The organism is Halorussus litoreus, from assembly GCF_003382685.1.
Taxonomy (GTDB): domain Archaea; phylum Halobacteriota; class Halobacteria; order Halobacteriales; family Haladaptataceae; genus Halorussus; species Halorussus litoreus.
The window spans coordinates 1-10676 of the sequence record NZ_QLVG01000080.1 but is presented as its reverse complement, the minus strand read 5'-3'; the positions used below and the strand labels follow the sequence as shown (position 1 = coordinate 10676).

12 protein-coding genes are annotated in these 10676 nt (G+C 67.0%); 3 read left to right on the top strand and 9 right to left on the bottom strand.

Annotated elements, in window-relative coordinates:
* Positions 1–184: hypothetical protein (locus DPQ64_RS17980; protein WP_157971779.1), on the top strand; the 184-nt coding region annotated here is incomplete at its 5' end.
* Positions 185–209: 25 nt separating this feature from the next.
* On the opposite strand, the gene DPQ64_RS17975 is transcribed toward DPQ64_RS17980, so the two are convergent.
* From DPQ64_RS17975 to DPQ64_RS17960, 4 genes are all read right to left on the bottom strand, one after another.
* Positions 210–1298 (bottom strand): DUF7544 domain-containing protein, encoded by a 1089-nt coding sequence (locus tag DPQ64_RS17975; protein WP_115865671.1) that lies wholly within the window; start codon positions 1296–1298, stop codon positions 210–212.
* 98 nt (positions 1299–1396) lie between these two features.
* The gene (locus DPQ64_RS17970; protein ID WP_115865670.1) at positions 1397–1663 is read right to left on the bottom strand and encodes a hypothetical protein; all 267 of its coding nucleotides are present in this window, start codon (positions 1661–1663) and stop codon (positions 1397–1399) included.
* A gap of 64 nt (positions 1664–1727) precedes the next feature.
* The gene (locus tag DPQ64_RS17965) at positions 1728–2501 is read right to left on the bottom strand and encodes a TrmB family transcriptional regulator (RefSeq protein WP_115865669.1); all 774 of its coding nucleotides are present in this window, start codon (positions 2499–2501) and stop codon (positions 1728–1730) included.
* Positions 2501–5734, bottom strand: coding sequence for an MMPL family transporter (locus tag DPQ64_RS17960; RefSeq protein ID WP_115865672.1), 3234 nt, complete (start codon positions 5732–5734; stop codon positions 2501–2503). The genes DPQ64_RS17965 and DPQ64_RS17960 overlap by 1 nt, the downstream gene beginning before the upstream one ends.
* A gap of 277 nt (positions 5735–6011) precedes the next feature.
* On the opposite strand from DPQ64_RS17960, the gene DPQ64_RS17955 reads away from it, so the two are divergent.
* Both DPQ64_RS17955 and DPQ64_RS17950 read left to right on the top strand, forming a co-directional pair.
* Positions 6012–6293 carry a HalOD1 output domain-containing protein gene (locus DPQ64_RS17955; protein ID WP_115865668.1) on the top strand — a complete coding sequence of 94 codons (282 nt, stop codon included), beginning with the start codon at positions 6012–6014 and terminating at the stop codon, positions 6291–6293.
* Between the two features lie 155 nt (positions 6294–6448).
* Positions 6449–7519 (top strand): CNNM domain-containing protein, encoded by a 1071-nt coding sequence (locus DPQ64_RS17950; protein WP_115865667.1) that lies wholly within the window; start codon positions 6449–6451, stop codon positions 7517–7519.
* 69 nt (positions 7520–7588) lie between these two features.
* Here DPQ64_RS17950 and DPQ64_RS17945 read toward each other — a convergent pair whose 3' ends face one another.
* The 5 genes from DPQ64_RS17945 to DPQ64_RS17925 all read right to left on the bottom strand — a co-directional run bounded on the left by DPQ64_RS17945 (position 7589) and on the right by DPQ64_RS17925 (position 10365).
* A complete protein-coding gene (locus DPQ64_RS17945; RefSeq protein ID WP_115865666.1) occupies positions 7589–8386 on the bottom strand; it encodes a rhodanese-like domain-containing protein in 798 nt (265 codons plus the stop codon).
* Between the two features lie 120 nt (positions 8387–8506).
* The gene (locus DPQ64_RS17940) at positions 8507–9037 is read right to left on the bottom strand and encodes a DUF7504 family protein (protein ID WP_115865665.1); all 531 of its coding nucleotides are present in this window, start codon (positions 9035–9037) and stop codon (positions 8507–8509) included.
* Positions 9021–9383 carry a hypothetical protein gene (locus DPQ64_RS17935; RefSeq protein WP_115865664.1) on the bottom strand — a complete coding sequence of 121 codons (363 nt, stop codon included), beginning with the start codon at positions 9381–9383 and terminating at the stop codon, positions 9021–9023. Before DPQ64_RS17935 ends, DPQ64_RS17940 begins: the two co-directional genes overlap by 17 nt.
* Positions 9380–9664: a hypothetical protein gene (locus DPQ64_RS17930; RefSeq protein WP_115865663.1), complete on the bottom strand. Its 285-nt coding sequence runs from the start codon at positions 9662–9664 to the stop codon at positions 9380–9382. The genes DPQ64_RS17935 and DPQ64_RS17930 overlap by 4 nt, the downstream gene beginning before the upstream one ends.
* Before the next feature lie 71 nt (positions 9665–9735).
* On the bottom strand, positions 9736–10365 hold the full coding sequence (locus tag DPQ64_RS17925; protein WP_115865662.1) for a GNAT family N-acetyltransferase: 630 nt from the start codon (positions 10363–10365) through the stop codon (positions 9736–9738).
* Positions 10366–10676 lie beyond the last annotated feature (311 nt).

Sequence of the window (10676 nt, the reverse complement as noted above, 5' to 3'; positions counted from 1 at the left end):
CGCGAGCGACCGTCGCGACGGTCGCTCGCGCGCTGACAACTCGACGGTGGAGACGGTCACGCTCTCGGGCGACGGCGACGACGAGTGGCTACGACTGACCGACGCGCCGGTCGTCAGCGTTCGGAAGGACGGTGAACCGCTCGACGACGCGGTCGTCGGCCTAGAGTTGAACTCGAAGCTGTAGCCGACACTATCGCGACCCCGACCGGTCACTCCCAACCGCGGATCTCCCGCCGACGGTCGGGGATCAGGTCGAACTGCGGTTCGGTGTCACCGAGCACGAGCAGCGCGTGGTACCGGAGGTAGGTCCGGATCGGGACGAACGCGACCGCGACTGCAGCGGTCAGCGCCGCGAGGTACGCGAGCACCACGGCCACCGCGAGCGCCAGCGTGACCGGGTTCGAGAGCAGCGCGGCCGGTCCCCCGAACGCGGGCAGCACGAGCACGCCGACGACCGCCAGCGGGGCGGCGATGACCGCGCCGACGACGCTCCCGACGACCGAGGCGAGCAGGCCGGCCGCAACGGCGAGGCCGAAGCGAACGAGGACGTAGACGCCGTACTGCTTCCACTCGCCGGTCAGCGTGGGCCAGAAGCGCCGCCACGCCGGGAGCACGCCGAGGTTCGTCCGGATCATCACCGGCACCACGAAGCTGGTGGTGAACGTGTCGATCGCGGCGACGACGAGCCCGAGGAGCACGAACAGCGGCACGAGGACCACGAGAAGGCCGACCGAAACGGTTGGACTCCCAGTCGCCACGGAGACGGCCGCTATCACGCCGCCGAGTATCGGGAGGGTCACCACCAGCCCGAGCACTACCCGGAACGCGAACAGCCGGACGGCCTGCCAGAGGTGCTGGTCGCCGTACCGCCGGATGCGGACCCGCTCGCGCCGGAGCGACTCCACGAACACGAACTCCATCACCGAGCCGACGAACGCGTACGCCAGCCCGACCACGAGCGCGACGCCGACCGCGAGCGCGGCGAGCGCCAGCAGGTCGGACGAAACGTCGGCCATCAGCTCACCGCCGGAACCGAGCGGGTCCGCAAGCCAATCCGGCAGCACGAATCCGCCGTCCGGTTGACCGACTGGCCCGTCCGGCCCGCCCACTCCGCCCGGCCGATCCATCGACGGGCCGACGGTCGGACCCCCGCCGGTCGCCGAGGGACTGCCTGCAGTGCTCCCGAGGAAGAAGACGACGAGCGCGAGCCGAAGCCACTGGCTCGCGTCGAGCGGGGTCAACATCGCCTTCGTCGCGTCGAGCGCCTCCTCCAGCGCGTCGACGGCGTACCACGACATGGCCGGTCGTACGATGGCGGCCGGGAAAACGGTACGGTGTGTGATGGAACTGGTCAGTTGTAGAAACCGGGACCGACTTTCGAGGAGAGTTCCGGCCGCTACCCGTCGCCGACCGCAGCCGCGACGGTTTCGAGTTCCGCTTTCCGGAAGGCTCGGTCGGTGTTCTCGGGTGCGTCGTCGATCTGCCGGAGGATGGCCGCCCGCATCTCGGATTTGGGCGGGAGTCTGTTCGCGCCCACGTCGTGGCCCACTTCGTCGCAGATGGCCGCCAGCGCCTCCTTGGTGAACGCTGTCGATTCGACGCGCTCGTACCGACCCACCGCTCGCCGGATCTCGTTTCTGAGGTCGTCGACGGTTCGCGTCATACCGAGAGCGAGGCGTGCCGTCGTTCTGAACATTTCGGTCTCTCGAAGTCCGCGCTCGCCCACCTCACACCGACACCGCGTTGCCGAGGCCACCGTCGACGAGTTGGATGAGCACCGCGGCGATGCCGGTCCGAGACGACCAGATCGCGGTCTCGTCGTCGAGTTCGGGGTCGTCGCGCTCGTCGCGGACGCTCAACAGCACCGTCTCGCCGTCGACCACGACCACCCGGCCGACCGGCGGCTCGTCCTTGGGATGGTCAGGCGGAAGCTGCACGACGGTCACCTCGCTGTCGGCGAATCGGGCGTCGAACGACTTGTCGTCGGCGATAACGAGCACCTCGACGCCCGATTCGGCCCGCTCGCGCAGGAGGTCGGAGATGGCGTCGTCGAGCGGTTCGTCGTCGTCGCCCGCGGCGAACACCACGCGGCGCTCGGCCTCCTCGACCAACTGCTCGATGCGGCCGTCGATGCTCGTCCGGCCGTGGACCGTCCAGATGTCCTCGCGCTCCTCGTCGGCGTCTCCTCGGCGCTGGCGTGCGGTTTCGAGGTACTCGAACGCCCGACGCTGGGTGCGCTCGAACTCCCCGCGGAGGTGCGACTCGGCCGCGTCGAGACTGACCGGTCGGTACTGGATGGGCTTGGACTGCTGGACTTCGAGCAGGCCCCGGTGTTGCAGGGACTCGGCCGCGCCGTACACCTGCGAGCGCGGCACGTCTGTCAAGCGATGCACGTCGCGCGCGGTGCCGGTGCCGAGTTCCTGGAGTGCGGCGAACACCTTCGCCTCGTAGTTCGACAGCCCCAGCGTCTCGAGCGCCTCGATGGCGTCGTCCTCGTCCATCACTCGTCCTCCGGTCGGTCGTCGCGGCGGCGCTCGCCCGCGGTTCGATCGCCGGGGTCGTGCACGTCTGTGCCGAACTCCCAGTCCGCGGGGCGGTCGGCGGACGAGCCGCTCGCGTCGCCCGCACTCGAGCCGGTGCCGGCAGAGCCACCACTGCCGGAGCCGCCGTCAGTGCCGGCGTCAGCGCCGCCGTTGGCGACTGCGGGGCTGGGTTCGGCGGCGCTGGCCTCGCCCGGCCCGAGGTAGCGCGTCCACAGCACGAGCAGGCTCGGCAGGACCAGCACGCTCGCGAGGAACGCGTAGATGATGGTCAGTCCGGTGATGATGCCGAACTGCTGGAGCGCCGGCAGGATGGCGAACCCGAGTACGCCGAACCCGCCAACCGTGGTCGCCGCGCTGCCGAGCAGTGCGCCGCCGGTTCCCGTTACGCTCGTCCGCATGGCCGACCAGATGGTGTCCTGGCGCCCGAGCTCGACGTTGTAGCGCTCGCTGAGGTGGATGCTGTACGCCACGCCCATCCCCACGGTGAGGCTGGTGATCATCCCCGTCATGACGTTGAACGGCATCCCGAGCAGGTACATCGTGCCGAGGATCCACGACACGCTGAACGCCACCGGGAGCAGGGTGACCGCGCCGAGCAGCGCGCTACCGTGGGTCAGACGATAGGCGATCATCAGGAACGCGAACGTCGCCGCGAGCGTGATGAGTAGGCTCTCGATGACCGTGTCGAGCAGTTGCTGTTGGACGATCTCGAACACGATGGGCTGACCGGTCGCGGTCGCTTCGAGTTCCTCGCCGTCGAAGACGGTCGCCACGTCGCGCAGTTGCTCGGTGACGTCGGACGACGACGCGCCACCCGCCACGGAGACGACCATCCGGACGGCCCGGTACTCGCCGTCCTCGCGGTTGACGACGCCTTTGGCCTCGTCGGGCGCGGTCCGGTAGAGTTCGTCGTAGACGCCGGTGACGTTCTCGTCGGGCACGCCGTCGCCGTCGGTGTCCGCGGCAGCGAACGTCTGGTTGAACGACTCGTTCTGCGCCGCGACCTGCTTCATCACCGAGAGCGGGCTCCGAATCTGGGCCTCGCCGTTCGAGAGGACCACGGTCACGTTCTTCTCGGCGGCGCGGTCGGTGGCGGCGTCGAGTTGGTCGAGCGCCTCCGGCGTCGCAACCGAGCCCTCGACGAGTATCTGAGCCTGCGAGTCCTCGCGGACGAAGTGCTGGTTGACGTAGTCGAGGTTTGCCTTCGTGGTGTACTCACCCGGTCGGATCGGTTCGGGCAGGTTGTCCATCCACGCCGGCGGGTCGTCCGCGAGGAAGTCCTCCTGTTGGAAACTGGTGTCGACCTGCGTCGCGCCGTACGCGCCGCCGGCCGAGACGACGAGCGTCAGCACTAACACGAGGATGGGTGCTTTCCGGGCCGCGACCGCGCCGGCCGACAGCATCGAACCGAGCGCGCCGCCGCCGGTGCCGAACGCACGCTTCTGCCGGTCGAAGCCCCGCGATTCGAGGAAGCCGTCGATCTCGACCTTGAGCGCCGGAATCAGCCCGCCGAACACCAGCAGGGCCGTCGTGATGCCGATGGCGCTCACGGTGCCGAACTCCTGAATCGGCGGAATCGGGCTCACCAGATTCGAGAGGAAACCGATGACCGTGGTGGCGGTCACCCAGATGAGCGCGATGCCGACGCTGGCGAGCGCGACCGACATCCCGGTTCTGACGTCGCCCCCGGTCTCCTGCCGCTGTTCCCGGTAGCGCATGAACACGTGGATGGCGTAGTCGATGGAGAGCCCGATGAGCAACACCGGTACCGCGACGAAGATCTGGTTGAACGCGATGTCGAGCCACCCCATCGCGCCGAACGTCCAGATCAGCACCACGAGGATACCAAACACGCCCAGCAGGATGTCGAGGAGGTCCCGGTAGGCGATGACCAGCGTGACGACGACGAACAACAGCGCCATCGGTCCGACCACGCCGAGGCTGTCAGTCATCGACTGCTCGATCTCGTCGCTCATGATGCCAAGACCGAACACCAGTACCTCGGCGTCGGCCGACGACTGCGCGACGCTCTGGATTGCCTTCTGGGACTCGACGAGGTTCGACGATCCCATCCCCTCCATTCCGGAGCCACCGCCGCCGCGCTGGAGAACGACGAGCATCGTGGCGTTGGATTTGGTGCTACCTGGCTCGTAGCTCTGGGGCATGAACGAGAACACCCCGTTCGACTCGCCGTCGTCGCTCTCGCTCAAGACCTGCTCGACCACGGATTCGACCGCGGATTCGTTCATCGACGCCAACTGCTCGCGCTGGTCGACCAGCGACGGTCGGGACGCGTTCCGAAGCTCCTGTTGGCGCTCCTGTAGTCGCTCGCCGTCCGTTCGAAGCTGTTCGCCCCGCTCGGCCAGTTCCTGGCCGCGGGCTTCGAGCTCCTCGTACTCGTCGGCCAGCACGCCCTGCGTGCCGAACTTGTACACCTCCCCGAACTGTGCCTGTATCTCGCCGGCCTGCTCGCGGTAGGTCGACTGGTTTATCTCGCCCGCTCGGAGCGACGCGTTGAGCTGATTCAGTTGGGCCTGCAATCCGCGCACTTGCCGATTGGCCTCGGTGAACGTCGACGCCTGCTCGTCGGTCAGGTTCGCGGTAGCAGCCGTTTGGACCGTCCGAAGCTGCTCCTCGATTTCGGTCGACCGCTGGGCGTACGCCGAGTCGTTCACCTCGCCCGCCGCGTACGAGCCGTTGAGGCGGTCGTACTCCGCCTGGAGCTCTCGCGTCCGGTTGAGCGCGTCGCTCAGCCCGGCGGCCGTCCGATTGAGCTCGGCGCTCCGCCGTTCGAGTTCGGCGCTGTCCTGCTGGAGCGACTGGTTGCGCTCCTCGAGTTCGCTGGCTCGCTCTCGAAGCTCGGCGGCCCGGTCCTGCTGGATGGCGGCGATGCCGACGACGTTCGAGATGCCGGACGTGGGCGTCCCGTCCATGAGCGACTCGTTTATCGTCTCGTTGTCCCGGAGCGCCTGTTGGAGGTCGAGTGACTCTATCAGCGCGTCCTTCGAGAGCACGTTGTCGTCGCGGACGATGAGCTGAACCGTCGTGCCGTTCTGTTGGTCGGCTCTGAAGTTGTTCTCGATGTAGCTTTGTTTGTCGGCGGCCGTGCTGTCGCCCTCGAACTGGCCGAGCGACGAACTCTGTTCGAGCCCCTGCGCACCCACACCGAGCAGTGCGGTCAGCAAGAGCATGACTACGATGACGAGGCGGCTGTGGTCGGTGACGACCGCGAATAGGTCGCTCAGTTTCACGCGACGACCCTCCGCGGGAGTGGCTGTCGGAACATGGATCAGGTGCTGTTGTTAGAATAGTACTAACAGAAGCGGCTTAAAGGACGCGATTCCGGCAGCAGGGCCCGAAAGTGTCACGCGGCGTCGAAACCGCCCGAAAACATCGTCAGCAGTGCCATACCTACAAAATCGGCCTTGCTCGTTACCTTTTAGACTGTCGCGTCCTCAGTCACCAAGGATGACAGTGTCCCGAGCCGCCTTCGAGGGTGACCGAAACGTCAGTACGGTCGTCGTCGAGGCGGTCGCAGATGCTCTGGGGGTGTCGCCGATAGAGCTCGATCCGCCGTTGCATCGCGCGGTCAACCCGGACGCGCTCGACGCGCTGTTCCGTTCGGAGTGGTCTTCCGACCGCGTGAGACAGGTGTCGTTCACGTACGCCGGCTGCGAGATCACCGTCCGCGGCCAAGGAGAGATCGTGGTCGAGTCCGGCTCCGAACCAGACGCCGGGCCGGTCGCCTGACCGGGTTCGTAAGGGGAGATTTCGACGTGATCCGTTATTAGCGGTGACTCCGTCGCGTTAGACCTGTCCGTGGACCGGTGTCTGGAAACACACCACTCGATTTTTCGATAAATCAACACACACATTTCTGTTCGACGACGATACGTCCACGGTGGATGAACTCTCTCGAAGTCGGTATCCGACTCGTGGCCGGAGTCGCATTGATACTGGCGAACGGGTTCTTCGTGGCGATCGAGTTCGGGTTGACCCGCGCCCGGCAGTTCACCGAGGCGGAGTTCGTCGGAGGCGACCCCGCGCTGGAGCGCGCGTGGGAGATGACCAACAACCTCGAGATCTACCTCACGACGTGTCAGGTCGGCATCACCGCGTCGAGCATCGCGGTCGGTATCGTGGCCGAACCCGCGCTGGCGGCCATCTTCGAGCCGCTGTTCGCCAACACCGTGTTGGCCTCGGTCGGGTCCGGAGCCATCATCGCCTTCCTCATCATCAACCTCGTCCACCTGACCCACGGCGAGCAGACCCCGACGTATCTGGGCGTCGAGCGCTCCCGGATGGTGTGTCGGTACGGCGCGACCCCACTGTACTGGTTCAACTGGGCCATCTCACCGCTCATCAGGCTCGGCGACTGGGTCGCCAAGCAGACGCTCGCGCTGTTCGGCATCGAGATGACCGGCGCGTGGCTCGAAACCGAGGAGGACGCCATCGAGTCGCGAGCCGACCTCCGGAACCGGCTCGGTAGCGTACTCGACCGTGGCGACCTGCCCGACGAGCGCCGCGAGGAGGTGATGAACGCCCTCCGGATCGGCGAGCGGTCGGTCCGCGAGGTGATGGTTCCACCGGAGGAGATCGTCGCGCTGTCGACCGCGGTCGACCCCGGAGAGAACCTTCGGCGAATGGAGGACAGCCCCCACACGCGTTACCCGCTGGTCGGCGAGGAACTCACCGACTTCCGGGGCATCGTGTACACGCCCATCCTCGTCCGGCGTCGCGAAGAGTTGGCGTCCGGCGACCTCGATTTCGGCGAGTTGGCCGCGCCCCCGATGACGCTCTCGCCCGACGCGGACGTGAGCGACGCCATCGACCAGTTCCAGACCGAGAGTCAGGAGCTCGCGCTGGTCGTCGAGGACGGCGAGGTGGTCGGCATGGTCACCGTGACCGACGCGCTGGAGTCGGTCATGGGCGACGTCGCGGACCCCATCGACGAGGAACGGCTGATCGCGACGTGAGAAAGCGACCGACCCGCCGACCGACCGGACAACTGACTGCTATTTTCGAGAACTGGGTTCCCGACGAAGCTACCCCTGCACGGTCCCGGAAGCGAGGTCCTTCAGCGTGCCCTCGACGGTGTACTGGGGCGTCTCGACCTCGACCGTGGAGTCGGGGGCGACCTCGTGGAACTTCACGTGGAGTTCGTAGTTGCCGTCGTCGCGGATGTCGGTCGACTCCATCTGGCCGCTCGGATGGTGTCGCGCCCACGCGTTCGCGCCGGTCGATGCCGCGGGGGCCTCGCCCCGGATGACCCAGCTTTCGGGCTTGGCGGAGACGTCGTTGCCTCGCATCGGGTAGCCCGCGTCGTGCCACTCCCAGAACCCCTCGTCGATGACGTAGACGTTCTCGAAGCCGTTGTTCATGAGCTGGGACGCCCGCATCGACGAGAGGTGGTGGGGACAGCCGCAGTAACAGACGATGCGGTCCTCCTTAGGCCACTCGACCACGGGGTCGGCGTCGGCCCGGATGCCCGGGTCGGCCTGACTCAGCACCGCTCCGTACACGTGCGAGGCCTGATACCCCTGTAGCGACCGGGCGTCGACGAACCGGGCCTCACCACGCTTGTACCAGTAGTGGGCCACGTCGAGCGGCGCGAGCGGGACCTGAACGCCGTTTTGTTTGGTCGTTCCGAACGAACTCGTGTCGACCTTCTTCTCGTCGGGCTGGTCGTCGAACTCCGGCGGGTAGCCGTCCACGTTCCCGTCCTCGGGCGTGACCGCCAGTTCACCGTCACCGTCACCGCCGCCACCGCCGCCACCGCCGAGGCAGCCCGCGGTCGCGGAGATGGAGGCCGCGCCAACTGCGAGAAAGGTTCGTCGGTTCATTTCTGAGTAGGCTTTAGGAACCGCGCTGTATTAATTTTACCCTACTGGATTTCTCACACAGCGGGTCGAAAATCATGGTTCGCGACCGATGAACTATTCGAGCGGGGTCGTCTCTCTGAGCTATTCGACCGACGTGGTCGCGTCGAACAGTTCCGCGAGCCGGGAGTACGTCTCGTCCGTGATCGCTTCCCGGACCGTGCAGTAGGCTCCGCGAGCCTCCCTGTTCCGGACGCCCGAGGCCACCGAGTCGAGGAGTCGATACACCTGCTCGGTCCGGCCGTACATCAGCAGGACGTTCACGTTGTCGAAGACGACCCAGCCGTCCGAGGAGACGTACTCCATCGCGGTCGAGACCCGGATGCTGATGCCCGTCAGGTCGCTCGGGTCCACGGGGTCGGTGGTCCAGAGCGGCCCGTCGTACTCGCCCGGCGATCCGGTGACGGGGACCACGCCGACCGTCCGCGGGTCGCCGCCGCGGCGCTCGACCAGCGACTCGACCTTCTCGGGCGAGGCGGTCGCCGAGATCACCAGCAGGTTGTCGAAGGCATCGTCGGGCAGGTAGCCGAGCGGCGACCCCATCGACGGCACCGAGATGAGCGTCTGCTCGCCTGGAGCGACCGAGAGGTCCGAGGGATCAGTCGTCGCCGGCACTCTCGAACCCTCCAGATGCTCCCTGAGTCGCGGTCGATTCGGTCTCCGGGTCAGCTACCTCCACCTCGCCGCCGAAGCGAACGAACGGCCGGGCGAACTGCCACGTGCCCAGCGCCGCGAGACTGGCAGCGAGCAGGTCAAGCGCCGCCGAAACGACCGACGCGTGGAAGTAGAACGTCGCGACGTACGTGGCGGTGAGGGCGACGAACGCGGCCGAGAGCAGGACGAGCCCGCGCGTGTACGCGACGTTTCGGGCGTACGCCACCACCGGATACGCGAGCAGGACGCTGGCGACGACCAGCGTCCCAGTCTGGACCAGGAAGAAAAACGAGACGGAGTCGCTCATAGTTTCCTCCGTTCGGTGAGCAGGACGAGCGCGTACGCGGCCGATACGAGCACCCCTGCGGTCGCCACCAGCGATGCGACGAGGAAGTACGCGTCCGGGAGGTCGGCGTCCACGGCCGTCGGGGCCTTCATCGCCACGAAAGCGAGGATGACGACCGGGAACGGCCGCAACACCGACCCGAACGGGGCGTCGCGGAACCCGACCGCCGCGACGACCGCGAGGGGAAACGTGCCCGCGAGGACCACCGTGGTCGTCAGCGCGAGCACGCGTTCGACGAGCATGTAGGGCGGGTTGTCGCCCGCGGATTAAATAACCCGGGCTTGCCTGCAAATTACGGAGAACGGTGTCGGCGTCACTCGCTACGCCACTCGTCTTCGAGCACGGCGAAGTACCGTATATCGACGTACTCCCCGCCGGTGAACGCCTCGTCGCGGTGGACGCCCTCCTCGGTGAATCCCAGCTTCTCCCAGATGCGGGCCGACGCCGGGTTGGTGGCGAGCACGCGGGCCATCACGCGGTGCATCCTGAGTTCCCGGAAGGCGAAGTCGGTCGCCAGCCGCGAGGCCTCGGTGCCGTAGCCCCGACCGTGGAACTCGGGCGCGAGCCAGATGCCGACCTCGCAGTGACCCGCCTGCTGTTCGAGGTCGTGGAGCCCGATGGTGCCGACGATTTCCGCGTCTCGCGGGTTGCGAGACGGCGAAGCCGTCTCGTTCGGGGCGGTTTCACCGCCTCGCCGCCCGCTCGACGGATCAGAGGCGCGTTGCGCCTCGCTATCCTCACAGATCGCGAGATTGATCTCGTCGTCGTCCGAGATGCGCTCCTCGAAGTACTCGCGCTCCTGCTCGGCGTTGAAGGGGAACGCCGTCGTCAGTCCTTCGCGCACGTCGGGGTCGTTGACGCCGTCTCGCAGGAACTCCAGGTCCTCTTCCTCGATGGTCCGGAGCGTGATGTCGTCGCCCCGGAGGAACACTGCGCCAGGCATGGACGGTGGTACTTCGAGAACCGACATAAGCGACCGGGGTAGTGTGCGAGACGTTGGCAACGATCACCACGCCGGGGAGGTCTGATCCTTCTCCGCGCGAGCGAGGTCGGTGCGCTCCCCGCAGTGCTGACATTCCAGCGTGTCGACGAGGACGGTCGGGCGGCCACTCCGGATCGGGGTGGGCCGGTCCGGAACCGCTGCTCCTGAGCAGCGGTTCCGGACTGGCTCGCAGTTTGCTCGGCGAGAACAAGCGAGAACGGCACGCAGTAGCGCCGCCGACGGTGGAGTCGGACCGCCCGCGTCGACGCGGG